General features: G+C 28.2%; 24 protein-coding genes. 9 read left to right on the top strand and 15 right to left on the bottom strand.

All coding sequences use genetic code 11. The features are described from left to right. Positions 1–35 precede the first annotated feature (35 nt). Together B2P65_RS12880 and B2P65_RS12875 are read left to right on the top strand one after the other, a co-directional pair. Positions 36–1,229, top strand: a complete 1,194-nt coding sequence (locus B2P65_RS12880; protein WP_346880262.1) for a PLP-dependent aminotransferase family protein — start codon at positions 36–38, stop codon at positions 1,227–1,229. Between the two features lie 83 nt (positions 1,230–1,312). Then, positions 1,313–2,509: a pyridoxal phosphate-dependent aminotransferase gene (locus tag B2P65_RS12875; protein ID WP_346848093.1), complete on the top strand. Its 1,197-nt coding sequence runs from the start codon at positions 1,313–1,315 to the stop codon at positions 2,507–2,509. Between the two features lie 105 nt (positions 2,510–2,614). Here the strand turns inward: B2P65_RS12875 and B2P65_RS12870 are convergent, their stop codons facing one another. The 9 genes from B2P65_RS12870 to B2P65_RS12830 form a co-directional block, all read right to left on the bottom strand. Further along, complete coding sequence (locus B2P65_RS12870) at positions 2,615–3,478, bottom strand: GNAT family N-acetyltransferase (protein WP_346880261.1); 864 nt, start codon at positions 3,476–3,478, stop codon at positions 2,615–2,617. 133 nt (positions 3,479–3,611) lie between these two features. Next, a complete protein-coding gene (locus B2P65_RS12865; protein ID WP_150844231.1) occupies positions 3,612–5,531 on the bottom strand; it encodes a bifunctional 4-hydroxy-3-methylbut-2-enyl diphosphate reductase/30S ribosomal protein S1 in 1,920 nt (639 codons plus the stop codon). Positions 5,532–5,589: 58 nt separating this feature from the next. Then, positions 5,590–6,252: a (d)CMP kinase gene (gene cmk, locus B2P65_RS12860; protein WP_346848091.1), complete on the bottom strand. Its 663-nt coding sequence runs from the start codon at positions 6,250–6,252 to the stop codon at positions 5,590–5,592. Positions 6,253–6,347: 95 nt separating this feature from the next. After that, positions 6,348–7,565 carry an NAD(P)/FAD-dependent oxidoreductase gene (locus B2P65_RS12855; RefSeq protein ID WP_346876179.1) on the bottom strand — a complete coding sequence of 406 codons (1,218 nt, stop codon included), beginning with the start codon at positions 7,563–7,565 and terminating at the stop codon, positions 6,348–6,350. 233 nt (positions 7,566–7,798) lie between these two features. Then, positions 7,799–9,151 (bottom strand): NADP-specific glutamate dehydrogenase, encoded by a 1,353-nt coding sequence (gene gdhA, locus B2P65_RS12850; protein WP_207656739.1) that lies wholly within the window; start codon positions 9,149–9,151, stop codon positions 7,799–7,801. A 244-nt stretch (positions 9,152–9,395) separates the two neighbouring features. Continuing rightward, positions 9,396–10,283 carry a MurR/RpiR family transcriptional regulator gene (locus tag B2P65_RS12845; protein ID WP_346880260.1) on the bottom strand — a complete coding sequence of 296 codons (888 nt, stop codon included), beginning with the start codon at positions 10,281–10,283 and terminating at the stop codon, positions 9,396–9,398. Positions 10,284–10,499: 216 nt separating this feature from the next. After that, entirely contained in the window at positions 10,500–11,042 is a 543-nt protein-coding gene (locus B2P65_RS12840; RefSeq protein WP_346876177.1) for a class I SAM-dependent methyltransferase, read from the bottom strand. Next, positions 11,035–11,763, bottom strand: coding sequence for a pseudouridine synthase (locus B2P65_RS12835; RefSeq protein ID WP_346848088.1), 729 nt, complete (start codon positions 11,761–11,763; stop codon positions 11,035–11,037). The genes B2P65_RS12840 and B2P65_RS12835 overlap by 8 nt, the downstream gene beginning before the upstream one ends. Positions 11,764–11,899: 136 nt before the next feature. Continuing rightward, a complete protein-coding gene (locus B2P65_RS12830; RefSeq protein WP_156964331.1) occupies positions 11,900–12,052 on the bottom strand; it encodes a hypothetical protein in 153 nt (50 codons plus the stop codon). Positions 12,053–12,240: 188 nt separating this feature from the next. Here B2P65_RS12830 and B2P65_RS12825 point away from each other — a divergent pair, with 188 nt between their 5' ends. Then, positions 12,241–13,344 carry an iron-containing alcohol dehydrogenase family protein gene (locus B2P65_RS12825; protein WP_346848087.1) on the top strand — a complete coding sequence of 368 codons (1,104 nt, stop codon included), beginning with the start codon at positions 12,241–12,243 and terminating at the stop codon, positions 13,342–13,344. A 108-nt stretch (positions 13,345–13,452) separates the two neighbouring features. Here B2P65_RS12825 and B2P65_RS12820 read toward each other — a convergent pair whose 3' ends face one another. Together B2P65_RS12820 and B2P65_RS12815 are read right to left on the bottom strand one after the other, a co-directional pair. Next, positions 13,453–14,013, bottom strand: a complete 561-nt coding sequence (locus B2P65_RS12820; RefSeq protein ID WP_346848086.1) for an N-acetylmuramoyl-L-alanine amidase — start codon at positions 14,011–14,013, stop codon at positions 13,453–13,455. A 109-nt stretch (positions 14,014–14,122) separates the two neighbouring features. Next, positions 14,123–14,500, bottom strand: a complete 378-nt coding sequence (locus B2P65_RS12815; RefSeq protein ID WP_346880259.1) for a PadR family transcriptional regulator — start codon at positions 14,498–14,500, stop codon at positions 14,123–14,125. Between the two features lie 206 nt (positions 14,501–14,706). Between B2P65_RS12815 and B2P65_RS12810 the strand changes: the two genes are divergently transcribed. From B2P65_RS12810 to B2P65_RS12795, 4 genes are all read left to right on the top strand, one after another. After that, the gene (locus B2P65_RS12810; protein ID WP_346848084.1) at positions 14,707–15,540 is read left to right on the top strand and encodes a PHP domain-containing protein; all 834 of its coding nucleotides are present in this window, start codon (positions 14,707–14,709) and stop codon (positions 15,538–15,540) included. Positions 15,541–15,585: 45 nt separating this feature from the next. Continuing rightward, positions 15,586–15,903 (top strand): DUF1540 domain-containing protein, encoded by a 318-nt coding sequence (locus B2P65_RS12805; RefSeq protein WP_035132960.1) that lies wholly within the window; start codon positions 15,586–15,588, stop codon positions 15,901–15,903. A gap of 359 nt (positions 15,904–16,262) precedes the next feature. Beyond that, entirely contained in the window at positions 16,263–17,627 is a 1,365-nt protein-coding gene (locus tag B2P65_RS12800) for a YjiH family protein (RefSeq protein WP_414632450.1), read from the top strand. A gap of 182 nt (positions 17,628–17,809) precedes the next feature. Further along, positions 17,810–18,574: an alpha/beta hydrolase family protein gene (locus tag B2P65_RS12795; protein WP_346880257.1), complete on the top strand. Its 765-nt coding sequence runs from the start codon at positions 17,810–17,812 to the stop codon at positions 18,572–18,574. A gap of 33 nt (positions 18,575–18,607) precedes the next feature. Here the strand turns inward: B2P65_RS12795 and B2P65_RS12790 are convergent, their stop codons facing one another. After that, on the bottom strand, positions 18,608–19,240 hold the full coding sequence (locus B2P65_RS12790) for an isochorismatase family cysteine hydrolase (protein ID WP_346848080.1): 633 nt from the start codon (positions 19,238–19,240) through the stop codon (positions 18,608–18,610). A gap of 60 nt (positions 19,241–19,300) precedes the next feature. Next, positions 19,301–19,474: a hypothetical protein gene (locus B2P65_RS12785; protein ID WP_346880256.1), complete on the bottom strand. Its 174-nt coding sequence runs from the start codon at positions 19,472–19,474 to the stop codon at positions 19,301–19,303. 187 nt (positions 19,475–19,661) lie between these two features. On the opposite strand from B2P65_RS12785, the gene B2P65_RS12780 reads away from it, so the two are divergent. Together B2P65_RS12780 and B2P65_RS12775 are read left to right on the top strand one after the other, a co-directional pair. Beyond that, positions 19,662–20,381: a lysophospholipid acyltransferase family protein gene (locus tag B2P65_RS12780; protein ID WP_346848079.1), complete on the top strand. Its 720-nt coding sequence runs from the start codon at positions 19,662–19,664 to the stop codon at positions 20,379–20,381. 127 nt (positions 20,382–20,508) lie between these two features. After that, positions 20,509–20,754 carry a TIGR03905 family TSCPD domain-containing protein gene (locus B2P65_RS12775; RefSeq protein ID WP_346848078.1) on the top strand — a complete coding sequence of 82 codons (246 nt, stop codon included), beginning with the start codon at positions 20,509–20,511 and terminating at the stop codon, positions 20,752–20,754. Positions 20,755–20,780: 26 nt separating this feature from the next. Here B2P65_RS12775 and B2P65_RS12770 read toward each other — a convergent pair whose 3' ends face one another. Continuing rightward, positions 20,781–22,334: a methyl-accepting chemotaxis protein gene (locus B2P65_RS12770; protein WP_346880255.1), complete on the bottom strand. Its 1,554-nt coding sequence runs from the start codon at positions 22,332–22,334 to the stop codon at positions 20,781–20,783. Positions 22,335–22,413: 79 nt separating this feature from the next. Next, positions 22,414–23,202, bottom strand: a complete 789-nt coding sequence (locus B2P65_RS12765) for an SDR family oxidoreductase (protein ID WP_346848076.1) — start codon at positions 23,200–23,202, stop codon at positions 22,414–22,416. Positions 23,203–23,354 lie beyond the last annotated feature (152 nt).

Here is a 23,354-nt window from a genome sequence, read left to right as displayed (position 1 = left end):
TTAATTTTAAAACATAATTATGGGGGGGTGTATATATGAATATACGTTATGCGAATAGGACTTCAAATTTAAAAGCGTCTGAAATAAGAGAACTTTTGAAATTGACTGAAAAGCCAGAAATCATTTCTTTTGCAGGTGGATTACCAGCACCTGAATTATTTCCTTTAGATAAACTAAACGAAGTAGCATCAAAGGTTATAAAAGAAAAAGGCCAAATAGCTCTACAATATGCTTCTACTGATGGTTACATGCCTTTGAGAGAAATAATTGTAAAAGAAAGAATAGCGCCTACAGGAGTAAAATGCGATACTTCAAATGTTATGCTAACTAATGGTTCTCAGCAAGGTTTAGAGTTTTCTGCAAAGCTTTTCATAAATGAAGGAGACACTATTGCATGTGAAAGTCCAAGCTATCTTGGCGCTTTAAATGCATTTATGGCTTATGGTCCTAAATTCTTAGAAATACCAATGGATGAAAATGGTATGATTGTAGAGGAATTAGAAAAAGCATTAGAAAACGAAAACCACAATATAAAAATGATTTATACTATTCCAGATTTTCAAAATCCAAGTGGAATTACAATGAATATCGAAAGAAGAAAACGCTTATCTGAACTAGCTGCTAAGTATGAAATACCTTTAATTGAAGATAGTCCCTATGGAGAATTAAGATTTGAGGGAGAAAGTCTTCCTTCAATTAAATCCTTTGATAAAGCTGGTTATGTAATTAATCTAGGTACTTTCTCTAAAACTTTCTGTCCTGGACTAAGACTTGGATGGATATTAGCAGAAGAAGAAATAATTAAAAAGTATATTTTAATTAAGCAAGGCGCAGACTTACAATGTAATACTTTTGCTCAAGTTATCGCAGGAGAATACATGAAAATTTACAGTTTAGATGATCATATAAAGAGCATAATTGAAGTTTATAGAGTTAGACGTGACTTAATGATAGATAGCATGAAAAAATATTTCCCTGAAGACGTTAAATACACTTATCCTTCAGGAGGGTTGTTTACTTGGGTTGAATTAAGAAAAGATTTAGATTCTGCTTCTATTATGGAAGATGCTCTAAAAGAGAATGTAGCCTATGTACCTGGTGCTTCTTTCTTCCCTAATGGTGGAAAGAAAAATTTCTTTAGATTAAATTACTCTAATATGCCAGAAGATAAAATCGTAGAAGGAATAAAAAGATTAGGTAAAGTTCTTCATAAATATTATACAAAATAGAAACAATATGTAATGTATACTAGTACAATAATGAAAATAAATAAACTTAAATATTTATTCATATTATTTTAGGAGGAGTTAAAATGGAATTTTCAAAAAGAATACTGGCTATGGGATATTCACCGATTAGAAAACTAGCACCATATGGAGCTGAAGCTGCACGTAAAGGAGTAAAAATATATCATTTAAATATTGGTCAACCTGATATTGAAACTCCAAAGGAATTCATGGAAGGAATTAATAACTATAAAGATGATGTACTTAAATATGCTCAATCTCAAGGAATAGATGAAGCAATTAATAGTTTTATTAAATACTATAAAGAATGGGATATAGATTTTGAATCTAATGAAATTCTTATTACTAATGGAGGTTCTGAAGCTATTTCTTTAGCATTAACAGCAATTTGTGATGTAGACGATGAAGTAATTATACCAGAGCCTTTCTATACCAATTATGCAGGATTTGCACAAGGTGCTGGCGTAAAAGTGGTACCTTTTATAACTAAAGCAGAAGAAGGATTCCATCTACCAGCAAAGGATGTTATAATATCTAAAATAACTCCTAAAACTAGAGCAATCATGGTTTCTAACCCTGGAAATCCAACTGGAGTTGTTTACACTGAAAATGAAATAAGAATGCTTGCTGATATATGTAAAGAGAATAACCTATTCCTTATTGCAGATGAAGTATATAGAGAATTTGTTTATGATGGATTAAAATACACTTCTGCTCTTTATATGGAAGATATTAAAGATAGAGTAATTTTAATAGATAGTATATCTAAGCGCTATAGTGCATGTGGTGCAAGAATTGGTTTAGTAGCTTCTAAGAATAAAGAACTTATAAGTCAAATTATGAAAATGTGTCAAGTTAGACTATGTGTTCCAACTATAGAACAACTAGCAGCAGCAAATTTAATCAATACTCCTAAAGAATACTTTATTAACGTTAAAAAAGAATATGAATCAAGAAGAAACATTCTGTTTGAAAAGCTTTCAAAAATGCCAGGTGTTATATGCAAAAAACCTACTGGAGCATTTTATATTGTAGCAAAGCTTCCAATAAAAAGTGGTGAGGATTTTGCAAAATGGTTACTTACAGACTATAACTATAATAATAAAACTGTTATGGTTGCACCTGCAGAAGGTTTCTATGCAACAGAGGGTCTTGGTATGGATGAAATAAGATTATCTTACTGTTTAAATACTGAAGCTCTAGCTGATGCAATGGACATATTAGAAAGAGCTTTAGCTGAATATGTAAAAATTGAAAAATAGTAATCAAAAAAAGAAATTAAGTTTCATGACTTAATTTCTTTTTTATTATATTTGTTCTTAATAATTATAAAGTATAGTTCTATATTTACTACATTAATTATTATATTAAAATGAATCTATATTATCTTTCTTATACTCATGGTAAGTATCAATTGTTTTAAACCTTTCACCTATATATAAATTTACAGCTTCTATATTTTTTTTATCACATTTAAGATATATTTTACTATTTCCAAGATCATGAGCTATATTTACTATATATTTTAGTAGCTTCTTTCCATAACCTTTGCCTCTATATTCCGGTAAAATTCCAAAGTTAGCTATATAAATTTTTGAATCTTTTTTTATTAATTGTCCATACCCTACATGAACTCCTTTATGTTTAATAAAAATACATCCTTCTGGAATATAATAATTTTGATATTTTTCATATATAATATCCTCTTTATTTATAGACTGTCTATTAGCTGAATCAAAAACTTTATTCTGAATTAAACACCTATATTTTTCATCTTTACCTTCTTTAAAGATTTCAAAAGAAATATTTTCATCATTATTCTGTTCTTCATAGGAATTTATATCTCTTTCCATTTCAATAATAGCTCTTTCTACACTAAATCCTAGTTTAATCAATAAAGTTGTATTCAAGTTATTATTTTCACTGATTATAATTGAATTACAACTATTGAAAAACTTAAAAACTTCTTTATAATACTCAAAAGTACTATATTCTGGAATAAACTTTATACAGTGTATTTTATATACTTGATATTGAAGTTTACTATACCATAAAAACCCTATATATTTTTGTTGAGATTTTATATACTTGATGTTTTTTCCCAAAAGGAGTTTTTTAAATATATTCTTATTTGTACAGATCTCTATGAGTTCTTCTTTATACTCATTAGTAATATCAAACTCATTTATAAAATTTAAATTTGAATTATTTAATGTTTCTAATTTATACATAAATCCATCTACCTCATACTTTTGAATCTATATATATATTATAATCCAAATTTAAATAATATAACCATTTTTAGTATATTTATTTTAATTTAAAATAGAAGATACACCAGTATAGTGTATCTTCTAAAAATTTTTATGCTTCTAAATCTTTAATGCTAAGTCCAATTTTCTTTCCTTCAGCATCTACTTGAGTTATAACAGCTTTTACGATCTCTCCAATTTTTAAAACATCTTCAATTTTTTCAACTCTCTCATTAGAAATTTGAGATATGTGGACTAACCCATCTATACCTTCTTCTAATTCAACAAATGCTCCAAATGGTGCAAATCTTACTACTTTTCCAGCAACAACATTTCCTGTTGGATATTTTTCATTAATATTATTCCATGGATTTTCACTTAACATTTTAACACTTAGAGCTAATTTGTTATTTTCTCTATCAACTTCTAAAACACCAACTTTAATAATCTGACCAACTTTAAATAATTTTGATGGGTTATTAACTTTATTCCAAGACATTTCTGAACTGTGTAATAAACCATCTATACCATTAATTTCTACAAAAGCTCCAAAAGCAGTTAATCTTTTAACTTCACCTTCAACTACCATTCCCTTTTCTAAAGAAGCCCATGTAGTAGCCTTTTTAACTTCATTCTCCTTCTCTAAAAGTTCTCTTCTTGAACCAACTATTTTAACTCTATTTCTTTCTCTAGAATACTCTATAAGTTTTATATCAAAATTTTGTCCTATATACTTAGACAAATCACTAACTCTACTTAATTCTATATGAGATGCTGGTATAAATACTCTTTCTCCTTCAAATAAAGCTACAAGTCCACCTTTTACTTCTTGTTTAACTTGAACATTTATTATCTCTCCATTATCAAAAGCAGCCTTTAACACTTGTTGTTGTTCAGCTCTTAAAACCTCAGTTCTTGATAATACAACTAATCCATCAGAATTTTTTCTGTTTATTACTTTTGCTTTAATAACATCTCCTACTTTAATTTGTTGATTTAAAGGAGTTTCATTGTCTCTAGAGTATTCCTCTGCTGTTACTATAGCCTCAGTTTTTGTACCTATAGTTAAATATGCTTCTTTTTCATTTACTTTAAATACTTCACCTTCTAAAATACTTCCTACAGATATGTTGCTAGTATCCTTAAAATATTTATCATAAAGGTCCATATCCTCTTGACTTATATCGTTTTGTTTTTTCATTTTACTAATAGCCTCCTCAATTACGTACTCTGGAGTTGACGCCCCAGCAGTAATTCCAATTTTATTTATATTTTCATTCCCTATCATATTTAAAAGTGAAGAATCTACTTTTTCTACATGATAAGTATTTTCACAATTTTTTTTGCAAATTTCATAAAGCTTTGTAGTATTTGAACTATTATATCCGCCTAAAACTATCATTAAATCAACCTCTTTAGAAAGTTTATTCGCTGATTCCTGTCTTTCTTCTGTGGCATTACATATAGTGTTAAAAGCTACTATTTCTTTAGCTAATGATATTATCCTGTTCAAAACCTTTTCCCAATTACTTTGCTTTTCTGTAGTTTGGGAAACTACACATACCTTGCTCTTAATTGCATCTATGTTTTCTCCATCCTTAGATATAATAGCTGTATCATTACACCACCCATTAATCCCTATGACCTCTGGATGCTTATCATCACCAACAATAATTATATTATATCCTTTGTTATAATACTCCTCAACTTTTTGTTGTATATTTCTCACATATGGACAAGTCCCATTTTCTATTATAACATTATTCTTTCTTAAATGGTCAAATACATTTTTGCCAACACCATGAGATCTTATTACTACAACATCATTTTTTTTAAGATTATATGCTTCTTCTAGAGTTATAGAATGAATACCTTTTTCCTCTAAGCTTTTCACAACATCATTATTATGGATTAATGGCCCTAATGTGTATATATCCTTATTATATTTTTCTCTCAATCTTATAGTCTCTTCAACTGCTCTTTTTACTCCAAAACAAAAACCTGCTTTATTTGCAAGAGTTACTTCAGACATATTATCCTCACCTCTAATACCATTTACTATAAAACAAATTATTTTATATTACACATGACTATTTATCTACATTTATATATGATATGTACTTAGATATGGCATCTACTACTTCATTTATACCCATAGTAGAAGTATCAATCTCTATTGCATCTTCAGCTTTTCTTAAAGGATCTACTTCTCTATTTGAATCAATGTAATCTCTTTTTTTTATATCTTCTAATATATTATTATAATCTACTTTTACATTCTTGGCTATAAGCTCATCATACCTACGTTTAGCTCTTTCTTCTGCCCTAGCTGTCAAGAATATTTTTAAGGATGCATTTTTAAGTACTACTGTGCCTATATCCCTACCATCCATGATTACATTGTAATTTTTAGCTATTTCTTGCTGCATTTCAACTAGCTTTTGTCTAACCTCTAGTATAGATGCATATCTCGACACATTATTAGTAACTTCAATACTCCTTAACTCATCAGTCACATCTATATCATTAACAAATAGGTTATCATTATCAAAATACATCTTCAAAGTATCTATAAGTTCACATAAATCACCTACTTGATTAGGTTCAACACCCTTTCTCATTGCAAATAAAGTAACTGCTCTGTACATAGATCCAGTATTTATGTACATTAAGTTATATTTTTCTCCTATTAATTTAGCTATAGTACTTTTTCCTGCTCCAGCAGGACCATCAATAGCTATTGATATTTTCATAGTTTCACTCCTCAGTTATATAGTTACTATCAATCTATAATTTAAATAGATGTTTTTAAACTATAAATTTCTCAATAATAACTTTACTTGTATATTTATATCTTACTTCCTGCTATAAAACCTGTAGAAATAGCAATCTGTACATTATAGCCTCCCGTATAAGCATCTACATCTATTACTTCTCCAGCAAAACTTAGGTTAGAAACCACCTTGGATTTCATTGTAGACGGATCAATTTCTTTTGTATCAATGCCTCCAGATGTAACTATTGCTTCTTCTATAGACCTTAATCCTCTTACATCCATTGTAAGATTTGAAATAAGATTTAGAAAAAACTTACGTTGTTCTTTTGTAATACTATTTACCTTTTGATTTTCTGGTATTTTACTTAAATTAATCATAATAGGAATTAATTTTTGTGGAAATAAATCATTTAATGCATTCTTAAAGTCCTTATTATTATACTTTAAAAAATCCTTTTGTATTCTTAAATCTAACTCTTTTTCGCTAAGTGCAGGCTTAAGATTTAATACAATCTTATACTTTTCACCTGGTTTTATTAAACTGCTTGCACTAAGACATAATGGACCAGAAATTCCAAAGTGAGTAAATAACATTTCACCTTGATCTTTAAAAATAATTTTATTGTTCTTATCTAATAATGTAAGTTGTACATTTCTTAGTGATAAACCTTGAAGGTCTTTTACCCAAGCTTCATTAATTTCAATTGGTACTAAGGACGGTTTTATAGACACTACATTATGACCCAAACTTTTGCAAAATCTAAACCCATCACCATTAGATCCAGTTTGAGGATATGAAGCCCCGCCAGTAGCTAAGATTACATTATCACATTCTATATAATCATCATTATCAAGGATTACTGAAGTAATCTTATTATTTTCAACTTTTAATTCTTTTACAGCAATTCCAAGTTTAATTTCAATATTTTTCTCCATTAAAGTTTTTTCAAAGGCTTTTATAATATCTGAAGATTTATCTGAATTAGGAAAAACTCTATCCCCTCTCTCTACTTTAAGTTCAACTCCTCTTTCATTAAAAAACTTAATAGTATCCTCATTGGTAAATGTATAAAGAGCACTATATAGAAAATGAGGATTAGTTGGAATATAATCAAAAAACTCACTAATATCCTTATTATTAGTTACATTACATCTACCTTTCCCAGTAATAAACAGTTTTTTGCCAAGTTTATTATTCTTTTCTATTAATATAACCTTATTGTTTTTACTTGCTGCTATTGCAGCCATCATTCCAGCTGGACCTCCACCTACAACTACTACTTGTGCCAAAAAATCACCATCTCTTCTGTTTTATTTTAAATATATTCCTATATTATAATTTAATATAAAATTCCTAATTATTCAATGAATTTATTTTGTTAACTAAAATTTTATTCTACGTTTATTAGTAGAGTTTAATTATAATAAATTACATTTAAAACTAAAATCCTTGTCATATCACATGAAAAAGGAGAGAATTTAAAAATTCCCTCCTTTAATATTAAAACTATTTTAATTTAATATTAAATATCTCCTTGAGCATGCATTGCTTCAGCAACTTTCATAAATCCAGCAATGTTAGCACCAGCAACTAAGTTGTATCCAAATCCACATTGTTCAGCTGCATCCATAGCATTTTTATGAATTGTTACCATTATTTGATGAAGTTTTTGATCCACCTCTTCAGCTGTCCAAGATATTCTCATACTGTTTTGTGCCATTTCTAATGCAGAAGTGGCAACTCCACCAGCATTAGCAGCTTTAGCAGGTCCAACTATTAATCCATTAGCTAAGAAGTATTCAACTGCTTCGTTTGTACATGGCATATTTGCAGCTTCACATACAAATTTAATGCCATTAGCAACGATTTGTTTTGCATGTTCTATATGAATATCGTTTTGAGTTGCGCAAGGCATTATGATGTCAACTTTAACACCCCAAGGTTTTTGTCCTGGGAAGAATTCGCATCCAAATTTATCAGCATAATCTTGAACTTTATCTCTACCTGAATTTCTCATTTCAACTAAGTAATTAATTTTCTCTGGAGTAGTTATTCCATCTTTATCATAGATATAACCATCTGGTCCAGATAAAGTAACAACTTTACCACCTAAATCAGCAACTTTTTGGCATGCTCCCCAAGCAACGTTACCGAAACCTGAAACTGCAACTGTTTTTCCTTTGAAGTCAGTTCCTTCATGTTTAAGCATTTCTTCACAGAAATAAGTAACTCCAAATCCTGTTGCTTCTGGTCTTACTAAGCTTCCACCATAAGTTAAACCTTTTCCAGTTAAAACTCCATTTTCGAAAGCTCCTCTAATTCTTCTATATTGACCATATAAGTATCCGATTTCTCTTCCACCTACACCGATATCTCCAGCTGGAACGTCCACATCTGGTCCGATGTGTCTTTGTAATTCAGTCATAAACGCTTGACAGAATCTCATGATTTCAGCATCAGACTTGCCTCTTGGATCAAAGTCTGAACCACCTTTACCTCCACCTATTGGAAGTCCAGTTAATGCATTTTTAAGAATTTGTTCAAATCCTAGGAACTTGATAATTCCTAAGTAAACAGATGGATGGAATCTTAATCCACCTTTGTAAGGTCCTATAGCTCCATTAAATTGTACTCTAAATCCTCTATTTACTTGAGTTTTACCATTGTCATCTTTCCAAGATACTTTAAACATTATTTGTCTTTCAGGCTCACAGAATCTTTCTAATAAGTTAGACTCTACATATTCTGGGTGCTTATCAAGTACAGGCCCTATAGAGTTTAAAACCTCTTCAACAGCTTGTATAAATTCTGGTTCAGCGCTGTTTCTTTTTTTCACGTTTTCTAATACTTGCTCAATATAAGCTTTAGTATCCATAGTATCAATACCTCCTAAAATTTAAACAAAATTATTTATATAATTTACTTTTTGTATGATAACACACTGAAGTAAATCTTTACATGTAATATATATTCTATGTATTTGCTTTTTTTCCTTCTTTTTTAAAAACATTTTAACAGATTTATTGCAAATACTAAAAACGATTACATGCCTTTATTTACATAATAGAATACTTTTGTATATAAATCAACATAATTTTATAAAAATTTAGACATAAAAATTAAAACTTGTTAATATCTTTATTTGTTTTGTAGGAATAAATTTGATATTCTTGCCATACTTTCTCAAGTTCTGTGAAGGTTTTAGATATTTTGTCCTTTTCCTTTAATCCTACAGCTATAATAAGAGCATTAATAACACTTAGTGGTGCCACTAAAGAATCAACAAAGGAAGCCATATTACTTTCAGCTATTAGTACATAATCAGCTTTAGTTGCTAACGGAGATAAAACGCTATCTGTAATTGCAACAACATCAGCTCCCCTTGACTTTGCATAATTAAGGGTTTCAACAGTTCTCATAGCATAACGTGGGAAACCTATACCAATGACACAGTCTCCTTCACCTAATGTTAGCATCTGTTCAAAAATATCACTCATCCCGTAAGATACGATTTTTACATTGTCTAATATTAAATTTAAATAAAATCCTAAAAAGTCTGCCAATGCAGCAGAACTTCTTAATCCTACAATATAAATTTTCTTAGAGTTTAAAATACTATTAACTGTACTTTCGAAAGCCTCATAATTTATTTTTTCCATTGTTGCTCTAATATTTTCTATATCTGATTTTAATACTCCTTTTAAAGCGTTATTAGGAATAATAAAATCATTAGATAATTCTATTCTTTGAGCTGTGGTAAGTTTGTTTTTTATAAGTTCTTGTAGCGCCTTCTGGAGTTCAGGATATCCTTCATAACCTAATTGGTTAGCAAATCTAACTACTGTTGATTCACTTACACCAACGCTTGCTCCTAGCTTCGCAGCAGTCATAAATGCTGCTTTATCATAATGCTTTAAAATATATTCAGCTATGAGCTTCTGCCCTTTACTTAACCTTGAAAACTTAGTTTGTATCATTCTCATTAAATCAGTATTATTATTCTCCATCACTTAACTCCTTTTAAAAGATTATAAAGTATATAATTCATTTTACTGAAAAATGAATTATATACTTCATATTAACACAGTATGGATTATCCTTCAACATAAAACTTCTATGATTATTAATTTTATGAATTTTTTCCTATATAAGAGATAATTATAAACTTATAACATAGTTTAAGTTTCTGTATTAAGTATTGTAAAATCACTGTTTTAGAGCAATCACTTCTTTTCAATGACTAATAAATATGGAGCCCTTTCACTCCTATTTATAACTTTATGAATCATTACTCCATACTTATTTTTTGGTAGAGAACTTGCATATTTTAGTATCTGTTCACTTTCACGAAGACCTTCATTATGACCAATGTATACTGATACAATGGCAAAACCTCCATTTTTTAATATTTTTAAAGTTTCTTTAATACTTTTTAGTGTAGATTCAGCCTCCGTAGTTATTGATTTGTCACCACCGGGTAGAAAACCTAAATTATATATGGCTACATCTATTTCTTCAGTTATATGTTTTTCTATATTTTCATGAGAATCACAAATGAGTTTTACATTATCTTTGTTCTTTTTCTTATATTCTTCTATTGCTACTGATTGAATATCAAATGCATAAACTTTTTTAAAGCTCTCACTTAGAAAATCACAATCTCCACCATTCCCAAGAGTCTCATCTACCGCTATATTTTTATCCACCACAAAATTTTCAATTATATAGTGAGATAGATCTGTTATATTTCCTAAGTATTTAAACATTTTTATCTCCTCCATTCTTTAGGTATTGTATTTCTATTTCACTTAGGTATCTCCATTGACCTTCTTTTAACCCTGTATCTAATTTTATTTCACCAATTGAAACTCTCTTCAAACTTACAACTGGATGTCCAATTGCTTCACACATTCTTCTCACTTGCCTATTTTTCCCCTCATGGATAGTTATAGCAACTTCACAACTATTTTTATATTTTTTTAACACTTCACATCTTCCTGGTGCAGTAATATAATCCCCAATATCAATTCCTTTTTCAAATTTATGTATTTCATCATCATTGATTATTCCTTTTACTATAGCTATATAAGTTTTATTAATAGAAACTCTTGGGTGCATTACATTGTTATAAACTTCACCATCATTAGTTAGAAGAATTAATCCAGAAGTATCATAATCCAACCTTCCAATAGGATATATCCTTTCATCTACTTTTACAATATCCAATAAAGTTTTTCTACCTCTATCATCCTTTACAGATGATATATATCCTGTAGGCTTATTAAGTGCTATATATATCTTTTTTTCTTCTGGTTTTATTACTTTGTCATCTACTCTAACTTCATTAACTCTAGAGTCAATTTTTGTTCCTAATTCCTTTACTATAATCCCATCAACTTTAACTCTGTTAGATAATATTATTTCTTCACATTTTCTTCTAGAAGCAACACCACATCTAGCCATATATTTTTGTAATCTCTCTTCCATCTTAAACTTCCCTTCATAACTCTAATAAAAAGAATTATAATTTTTATTAACAAAAAAATCAATCCAACTAAACAATAAACCGATAACTCTACATATTAATATTTTGTAGTGTTACCGGTTTAAGTATAACCTAGACTTATTTAAATTGATTTAAGTGAGAATTAGGTTGCTGTTCCATATATCCTGTTTTAGAATTTCTACTGTCATTTGATTTGTCATTCATAGAAGTTAGTTCACCATTCACCTTATTGGAAGACTTCTTAGGTTTGTTTTGCTTATTCTTAGCCATAAAGCTCACCTCCCTATTAACTATTATTTTCAAAATTAATTTAAATATTCAATAATAATAGATCTTACAGATAAAAGTTTATAATAAAGTTATCCTTCTAATGAATTGAGAAAACTTGTAATAGATGCTATATTAAAATATAAGATAAAATTTTAATATTACAATTAACTTTAAGGAGGAATAAAATTTTGAGTAATCCAATATTTTTTATGCCAACAAAGATTATATGTGAAGAAAACGCAATAGCAAATCACGGTAGTATAATGAATTCTTTAGGAAGTACTGCTTTAATAGTAACTGGTAAACATTCTTCTAAAACTAATGGTTCTTTAAACCATGTGGTAAATTCCTTAAAAGAAAACAATATAGATTATCATATATTTGATGATGTAGAAGAAAATCCATCTACAGAAACAATTATTAAAATAAAATTATTCGCCCAAGATAAAGGTATCGATTTTATTATTGGAATAGGTGGAGGTTCACCTATAGATGCATCTAAAGCTGCCGGAGTTCTTCTTTTTAATTCACAAGCCACTATTGAAGATTTATTTACAAATTCCGCTCTTAATTCTCTTCCAATCGTTGCAGTTCCTACCACTGCTGGAACTGGAACCGAAACTACACCTTACTCTATATTAACAGATCATAACATTAAAAATAAAAGAGGTATTTGCCCTAAAATTTTTCCTGTAGTATCTTTTTTAGATGCTACTTACTTGATGGATACACCTAAAAATGTAACAATAAATACTTCTATAGATGCACTTTCACATTTAATAGAAGGGTATTTATCTACTAATTCTAACTGCTTTAGCAATGCTCTTGCAGAAAGTGGTTTAAAGATATTTAGTGAATGTATTTCATATATATCTTCAGAAAATATTCCCTTTAAAATACGTGAAAATTTATTAATAGCATCCTCTATTGCTGGTATGGTAATTTCACAAAGCGGCACATCTATTCCTCATGGAATGGGATATTCATTAACTTATTATCATAATGTACCTCATGGTAAGGCTAATGGAATTCTTTTAAAAGAATATCTTAAAATATACGCAAATAATTCTAAGGATAAAGTGGATAAAATCATATATTTATTGAACTTCTCAAATGTAGATGAGTTTGGAAACTTTATAGATGAATTATTTTCAAAGGATTTGAAAATAACCCTTGATGAATTAAAAAATTATACTTCTTACATGAATTCCAATAAAGCAAAACTTAAAAATCATCCCTATCCATTAACCTATGAGGATATACTTAGTATTTATATAAAAAGTATAAAATAATATTAGACCCATTAGAATTAATCTACTAATGGGTCTAATATTTTCTTCATTTATAATTGCTCGTTTAATATATATATTTTTGAAACTATCAAAATAAATATTATTAAATTAATCCATGTCAGTACACTCAATATCTAGTTGAGAAAGAATACCTTTCGCTATAGCTTTTCCAAATTTCTTTTGATTTTCAATAGTACTAATTATCTTATTATCTTCTTCATTATCTATAAAAGCACACTTGATAATAATTGCATCCATAATAGTGTCTCTTATTAAAGGAAAATAATCTCTTCCACTTTTATTCATTCGATTATAAATTTTAACTTGATTCTGACCAATATTCATAATTTCATTACAAATTTTTTTTGTAAGCTCCAACCCTTTACCATTATATATAGAATAAATTATTTCACCTCTATCTCCTCCACCTACATTACAATGGATAGAAATAAAATAATCTGACATATTATTATTTGCCATAGTAGTTCTTTGAGAAAGTCCTAGATATTTATCAGCATCTCTTGTCATTTGAACTTTTATTCCATGTCTAAGTAGCTCTTTCTCACATTCTATAGCTATAGTTAGTGTAATGTCTTTTTCTATTAGATCACCATAAACGCCTCCTGGATCGCTTCCACCATGTCCAGGGTCTAAGGTTATCTTATACATAATTAAAATCCTCCCATTAATTAATCTCTTCATATATAATATTCTTTAATATTACATATGTGATTAATAATAGGAATGAGCCATCTTTGAATAATGCTATAAAACTTGTCTATTGTTTCTTATAAATTTGATTTAAAACATTATTATAAATAGAAATATTATATCCTATGGCATGAAAATAATCTACCTTTATTTTTTTATAGTGTTCTATACCTTCATCGGTAATTTTGTATAAACGTTTATTTTTTCTATCAAAATCTTCCCATTTAGCTGTAAGATATAAATTTTCCTCCAAATCTCTAAGAAGTGGATACACCAACCCATTAGAAACTTTAGTAAAGTTTTTATTTATATAATTCACTATTTCCAATCCATATTCCTCATTATTTTCATATATTAAATAATGTAGGATATATAATTTTACAAGCTTTGTAGTATTTATTCTATTATCTAATGTTGCAATTCTTTTTCTTGTTTCACCTTTCATTTTTATCTCCTTTAAATTTATTAAGTATTTTTCATTGTGACTTTATTATATAACTTTATTTCAATTATGACAATTATTTTTATGATGTAATAGAGTAATATCTATAGAATTTTCTTTCAACTTATATAGTATAAATAATACTACACTTAAGATATAATAAATCTATATTATTATATCTATTTACTATACAAAGGAAGGAGATATTTATGAATATTATAGCAGAGTTTCACTGTCATACAACTGCATCTGATGGGAGGTTCTCCCCTTCTCAAGTAGTTGAAATGGCTAAAAATAAAAATGTTGAACTTTTATCTATAACAGATCACGATACCACTGAAGGTATTAGCGAAGCTTTAAATAAAGCTAATGAAATTTCCCTTAATTTTATTCCTGGAATAGAGTTAAGCTGTAATCACAATGGAGAAAGCATACATATCTTAGGATATTTTAAAGGAAATGATTATAAAGATGAAACCTTAATTAAATTTCTTAATAATTTAAAGAGAAACAGGGAAACTAGAGCCTCATCTATAGTTAAAAATCTAGATAAATACTTTAACATTAAAATAAATGTAGATGATGTTTTAAAAATTGGTAATGGTGTTATAGCTAGACCTCACATAGCACAAGCCATAGTAAATGCTGGATACCCCTTTGATTTTCAACATATTTTTGACAAATTTATAGGAAATGATAGCCCTGCCTATGTTCCTAATAAACATATATCCATACCAGAAGGAATTGAACTTCTTAAAAAGTATAATTGCATTGTAATTCTAGCACATCCTAAACTTATTAAAAAAACACCTATTAAAAATATATTAAATTATGATTTTCATGGTATTGAGGCACTGTATTATCAAAACTTTAAAAGAGAAACCGATGAATTTATATCCTTAGCTAAATCAAGGGATATGATAATAACTTGTGGTTCTGATTTTCATGGAATTTCTAAGGATGATACTAAACACGGTAGCATTGGAGATATGTTTCTTAGTGAGGAAGATTTTAAGAAGTTTATGATTTTGTATAAAAAATAGAATAATTAGGTATACTAAAGTAAAATTATTTTCGGAGGAGATAAAATGGTTTTACTTCAATGTTCAGTTCACAACTGTATACATAATAATTCCAACTACTGTAATTTAAATCAGATAACCATTGGGGGTTCCAATACCTATCAACCTGATGGTACAAATTGTGAAAACTTTATAAACAAATCAAGTGCATTAACAAACTCTATAAGTATAAATACCCCTTATTCTAATGTAAATTGTAAGGCAGAACAATGTATTTATAATAAAAAACTCAAATGCACTGCAAACTCTATTGATATTTCTGGTTATACCTCATCTACTAGTGAAGAAACCTTATGTGCTACCTTTCAATATAACCCTAACTAAGTATTTAACTTTAGATAAGTGTAAGTAGTAATAATAAGTATAATTATTACTTACACTTATTATTTTTATGCAGTTAACTCATTAATAATTATTAATTCCTATAACTAAAAATAAATTAGTAAATAACTTTTCATATAACTCTCTTTGTAAGTTCAGTTTAAACTTAACGTATTATCAATCAAATGTCATAGTACAAATGTTTATATATTTTTACATTTTCTTCAAAAATATTATATTTTTTTAAAGTTAAATATAATATTTATGTATAATTATGTTGCATTATAGGGAAAGCCTATGTATAATTATACATAAATTCGTTATAGAAAGGGTGTATATAAATGGAAAGCAAAAGCAATAAAGTGTCTATTTCAGCAAATAATAAAGATTATTCATATATATTAGCTGTAATTAAATTTCTTATATTCTCTTCTTTAGGTATCTTCTTATTTATGATTCCAATTACCAAAGGAGAAGAAGTAGTTATACCTGTTGCAACCTTATCAACCTATGTTCAAGAAGCTCTTGGCCAATCACTTCCATACATAATAACAGCAATAATAGTTGTAACCGCATTTTTTACTATAGTAACTAAAGCATTAAAGCCTAAGTTTATTGTTAAAAATAATTTTTTAAATTCTCTTTTCAATGTAAATAATATTTGGTTTATTATCAGAGTCTTAGGTGGAATATTCATAATATGTACAATGTTTCAAATAGGTCCTAAAGTAATTTGGTCAAAAAATACAGGAGGAATGATTTTATCTGATTTACTTCCTATACTCTTTTCAGTATTTTTATTTGCTGGATTATTTCTACCTCTTCTTCTTAATTTCGGACTTTTAGAATTTGCAGGCTCCCTCCTAGTAAAAATAATGAGACCAATTTTTAATCTTCCTGGCTCAGCTGCAATAGATTGTATTGCTTCTTGGCTTGGAGATGGTACTATTGGTGTTCTTTTAACAAGCAAACAATATGTTGATGGGTATTATACTGAAAGAGAGGCCTGTGTAATTGGTACAACCTTCTCTTTAGTTTCAATAACTTTTAGCATAGTTGTAATTGATACCGTTGGGCTTAGTCATATGTTTTTACCCTTCTATCTATCAGTTACCTTTGCTGGTTTAGTAGCTGCAATATTAGTGCCTAAATTACCTCCACTATCAAGAAAAAAGGATATATACTATAATAATACAAATAAATCTATGGAAGACCTTCTTCTTGAAGGGTATACGCCTTTTAAATTTGGGTTAGAAAAAGCTATAGATAAAGCTAAATCTTCCTCCTTAAAAAAAGATGTATTTACTAAAGGAACATTAAATGTTGTAGATATGTGGTTTGGAGTAATCCCTGTAGTTATGGCTGTAGGAACTATAGCACTAATGTTAGCAGAATATACACCATTATTTCAAATTCTTGGTTTACCCTTTATACCAATTTTAAAACTTCTTCAAATTCCAGAAGCTGCAACAGCTTCTAGCACATTAGTAGCTGGATTCGCAGACATGCTATTACCATCTATAATGTCAGGTGGAATTCAAAATGATATGACAAGATTTATTATAGCTGCAACATCTATAACCCAGCTTATATATCTTTCCGAAGTTGGAGCTTTATTGCTAGGTTCTAAAATACCTGTTAATATAAAAGAATTGTTCATAATATTTATAGAAAGAACTTTAATAACTCTTCCTATAATTTCAATTATTGCTCACTTCATATTCTAAAATAATTTCTAATATTTAGTTATATTTATTTTAAAGAAAAGCAGATCATATTTTATCAATTCAATATGGTCTGTTTTCTTTAATTTTTAATATTAGCCTATTCAATAGTAATGGTAATTATCTTTTAAAATTATAATAATTTATGTATAATATAATTGGGGAATCTTAAAGGAGGTAAGACAATGTGGATTAATAATTTAATCAATTTTAAAAAAGTATATATTGAAAATATATCTACTCTAATAATATATCCTAAAAATTTTACTGAAAAACTTCCTGTAATATTCTTTTATCATGGCTGGAGTTCTAATAAGGATGTTCATAAAAACCTAGGGAGTTTCTTAGCTTGCAATGGATATATGGTGGTTATACCTGATTCAATAAATCATGGTGAGCGTGGAACCATAGATTATTGGCAAGGTGAAAGTGGATTAACTAAGTTTTGGCCAACGGTGTTATCCTCTGTAAAGGAATTCAGTTTTATTCTTGATTATATTAAATCTAACTACAATATAGATGAACATAGAATTGGAGTATCTGGTCATTCCATGGGAGGAATGATTACTTCTGGTATCATTGCTCATAATAAATGCATTAAGGCTGGAGTAATTATGAATAGCTCTGGGGCTTGGGTCGAAGCGACTTTAGAAATAATTGGGGATCAGTATAAAGATAATAAGGATTATATAGATAAAAGCTTAAATGAACTATCTTCATATAGCCCTATAAATAATATTAATAATTTTAATAATACTCCTCTTCTTTTACTTCACGGGGATAAGGATGCTTTAGTGCCAATTAAAAGTGAGATTGCTTTCTTTAATGCAATAAAAGATCACTACCAAAATAAAGATTTAGTATATATGAAAACCTACGACAGACTAAACCATTATATAACAGAGGCTATAGTTTCTGAAGCTCTTCAATGGTTTGATACTTATTTGTAAGTAAAAATGAGTGGAATTGTCCACTCATTTTTATTATTCTATATACTTAACTATATTTATACCATTTATTTTCATCTTGTATAGACTTATTAAATTCATCAAATCTCCATTATGTATTCCTAAATCATAAGTTTCTACTAAGTTCATAGGAACTATTATACTTTTTTCTTCATTAAATTCATTGAAATAGGTTTTTAAGGATATGGCTAAGGTTTCTACACATATATCTGTGCAAACACCTGTAACTATAAAGTTATTGATGCTAGAATTTTCTTTAAGCCATTGTTGAAATTCTTTAGCATGAAATCCATTAGTGCTATTCTTCTTTATAATTCTATTATTCTTTGTATAGACCTTTAGTTCTTCTATTAACTGTGATTCTACTGTATTAGCTATACAGTGAGGTGGATATGCATTAAACTCACTAGAGTTTTCTTCATGACAATCTATAAAGAATATTTTTTTATAACCTGTAGTTTTATCATTTAGCTTCACTAAAGGGCTTATTATATTCTTCACCCTAGAAGACGCCAAAGGTCCTACATCATAAAAACCCCTAACCATATCAACAACTATTATTGCTGTATTTTCCTCTTTCAAATCCTTTAAATTAATAGATTCTAAATCTATTAATTCTTTTTCCATCTCCTTTAATATCTCATACATTTAATTCACTTCCTATAAGCTTTAAATTTAAATTTTATAGACACTAAGTTACACTATTTTTTACCTTTTACCTTTTACCTTCATAATAGTTCTAGTTACCTTGTATCCAATTCCAATAGCAGCAATAACTACACCAGCAACTAATGCTGAAGATAATTTTTCATTATGTTTTTCTAATTGCTCTAATTCAAGATTTTTAAATTTATTTTTTATGTCTATATCTTTTAAAGTCATAGATATCACCCTTTCTATATTATCTTATATTGGATTATACCACTTTCTTCATATAAATTGTTTAAACTTTTACTAAATAATAAACTAAAACTTTACAATTACCTTAATATGAGGTTTTTTATTCTTTATTAAATTAACACTCTGTACTATAATTACTAATATACGTTATTATAATGGAGGATTTATTATGTTTAAAACAATTATTTGGTTTGGTCATTTTGCCATTAGTCTTTTGACCAAAATTGGACCAATGTATAAAGTTAATTCTTTAGAGAAACACGGAAAAACTGAAGAAATGGAAGCTTATATACATAAAGTAACCTCAAAGTGGGCTATGTCGCAGCTTAAATATAGCGGAGCAACAGTATCTGTTTATGGTGAAGATAATATTCCATCTAATATTCCCGTAGTGTTTATTAGTAATCATCAAGGAAATTTTGATATTCCACTATTAATGAGTTATATTAATAAACCAAAAGGTTTTATTGCTAAAGTTGAAACTTTAAAAATACCTATAGTTAGAACCTGGATGCAATATATTCACTGTGTATTTATGGATAGAAGTAATCTTAGAAAATCTGCTACTGCTATAATTGAAGGGGTAAAAATAATTAAAGCTGGTCATTCACTAGTTATATTCCCAGAAGGTACTAGAAGTAAGGGTGGTCCTCTAGGTGAATTTAAAGCTGGTAGCTTTAAACTAGCAACTAAATCTAATGCACCTATTGTACCTATAACTATAAATGGTTCCTATAAACTTATGGAAGCTAATAACAATAGAATTAAGGCTGCTAATGTAGAGTTATTTATTCATCCTCCTATTGAAACTAAAAATTTATCTAAAGAAGAACAAGAAAAGCTTCCTACTGTGGTTAAAGAAATAATAGCTAGTAAACTTCATAATTAGTTAAACATTTTTAATTATTGCAAAATCATCTATTCAATTTTAAAATAATCATTTGATAATATTGAAATATTAACCTTATTACAGTATTATCAAATAGTATGTAAGTTTGAATAGGAGGAAATAATAAATGAAATATGTTACTTTAGGAGTTTGCTCAAAAGAAATTAACTTTGACGTAGTTGAAAATAAAATAAAAAATGTAAGCTTTATAGGCGGTTGCGACGGTAATCTACTAGGTATTTCTAGTTTAGTAGAAGGCATGGATATCAATGAAGTTATATCAAGACTAAAAGGAATCCAGTGCGGTTCAAAAGATACCTCCTGTCCAGATCAATTATCAAGAGCTTTAGAAGTTTATAAAACTAAGAATTAAAATGAAGCTATCNNGATAGCTTCATTTTAATTCTTTTCTAATACTAAATCTCCCATTACAATACCTACCACTTGTCCACTATTATTCTTTATAGGTACTGAAAGAGCTATACAATATCCATCAGTATCAGAAGATATATAGGGCTCTGACTTATATACTAATCCTTTAATGGATTCTTTAAAGTATGGTCTATGAGAATAATTACAATATAACTCTTCCCTGCTTCCCTCAAGGGTTATCCCTTTAGTATCTCCATTTATATCCATAACTGATAGTAGATAAAAGAACGGATATTTTTTCACAAATTCTTTTAATGTTTTATTACACTTAGTTTCTTCTAAACATATTATTGTGCCTTCTTTTGCAACACTATTCAAAATATTTTTAGCATTATTTATATATTTTTCAGTATCTTCATCTAAAATATAATTTTGTGCAAAGGATGATATTATAAGCTTCATATCTTTATTCATATTTACAACTTCTTTGATATTATCAGAAACACGCTTTACTACCTTAAGTTGAGCCTTAGAACTTTCTGCTGTATTTTGTACATGAATGGTAGTTTTAGAAACAAAATTAGAAATACTATTTATAGATAGCTCTATATTCCTTAAATTTACATTTTGCTCCTCAATAGCTTTATTTATTTCTTGTATAGAGTTTAATGTATTCATACTAGAACTAGATATAGATTGAAAATTTTTACTATTTTTCTTAGCGTATGAAATAGATTCTTTTATAACTGATAAATCTTCTTCCATTATAGATCCAAATTCATATATATCTTTTTGAACATTATCTGTTATCTTTTGAATTTCATCTGCTTGTACAGATGACATTTCTGCCAACTTTCTTATTTCCTCAGCCACTACAGAAAAACCCCTTCCAGCTTCTCCTGCTCTTGCAGCTTCTATGGATGCATTTAAAGACAATAAATTTGTAGTACCACTTATTTCTTTTACAGTATCAGATATATCTTGAATTTTTTGTGCACCAATTTCTAAGGCTTTTATCCTAAGAGAGAGTTCCTTTTCCAAACATAGTGATTTTTCCATCTTATTAATAAGTTTATCAAACTCACTCTTGCTTTCACTTACAGATTCCATCATTGACATAGCTGTTTTTTCCACGCTATGAGAATTTCTAACCATAGTCCCATGATTTAAAACAATACTTTCTATATCACTTCTAACAGATACAACTTTATCAACCTGATTATTCATATCATCCGATATGGTGGTTATAGATTCTACATTTTCAACCACATGTAACTCCATATTTTTCATACCTTTACTTAAGACATCACAGTTTATAAGTATCCTATCACTAATTTCTGTAGATTTTCCTATAAGCCTTCTAACCTTTATCATAAAGTCATTGGAATAAACTATTAGTTCTTTTATTATTTTAATTTTGTTTACCTTTAGTTTCTTTGTTAAATCACCTTGAGCAATTTTCTCCATTTCATTAGTTAGCCTTCTTATCGAACTTCTAATTCTTATATTAAATATAGAAACTATGATTAAAGTCACAATAAGAATTCCGATTATACCCCAAAATACATCTTGTGTTTTCAAATTTTTACCCCCCTATATGAAATTAAAGCCATATAATATATAATTATACATTATTATTAATACATTTCCTACAAAAATATTACTTATTAAGTAAAATAGCCGAATTTTGGATAAATCCAACGGTTTTTCCCAATAGTTTTCTAGGTAAAACCTTAGATATTCCTATAGCAATTTTATTTTTAATCCCAGGTATAATTATGCTTCTTCCTTTCATAAATTCTTTATACCCTATTTCAGCAACTAACTTAGGCGACATAGCTCCTCTTAATTCTCTTTTGCCAGCTCTTTGATGAAAATCTGTTTTTGTAGTTCCTGGACAAAGTCCACTTACCTGAATATTATACTTTTTAAGTTCGATTGATAAAGCTTCAGTTAAAGATAATACATAAGCTTTTGATGCATAATATACTGCAGTATAAGGTCCTGGTTGATAAGCACCAGTAGATGCCACATTTAGGATTTTTCCACCCCCATTTTTAATCATTTCATTAGAAATTAAATATGTAAGCTCCGTTAAAGCAACCATATTAGTTTGTATTACTAAACGATGACTTTCCATATTAATTTCATGAAATAGACCACAATAACCTACACCAGCATTATTTATTAGTACATCTATCCTTATATCTAAATTTATAATTTCATTAAAAACCTCATTTCCACTATGAGATTTAGATAAATCTTTCTCAATTATAATTACTTCTATTCCATAAATCTTTGATAGCTCCTCTTTAATCCTTTTTAAAACTTCAATTCTTCTAGCAACTAAAATTAAGTTATAACCATTTCGAGCAAATATTTTACTAAACTCATATCCAATTCCAGACGAAGCTCCAGTAATTAGCACTGTTTCTATTTTAATTTTCATATATAATTCCTCCCTGAAAATTCAAACTATACTATCATAAAATAGTTAATATTTATTTTTTCATATATTTTCATATATATAATACAGATTTAAATTATTAATTCAAATTTTAATTCAATCAAATGAAAATTACTAGATATTTTATCTTTATA

The sequence above is a fragment of the Clostridium sp. UBA3061 genome, assembly GCF_002367465.1.
GTDB classification, from domain to species: Bacteria; Bacillota; Clostridia; order Clostridiales; family Clostridiaceae; genus Clostridium_J; species Clostridium_J sulfidigenes.
This window is presented reverse-complemented; position numbering and strand designations above follow the sequence as displayed.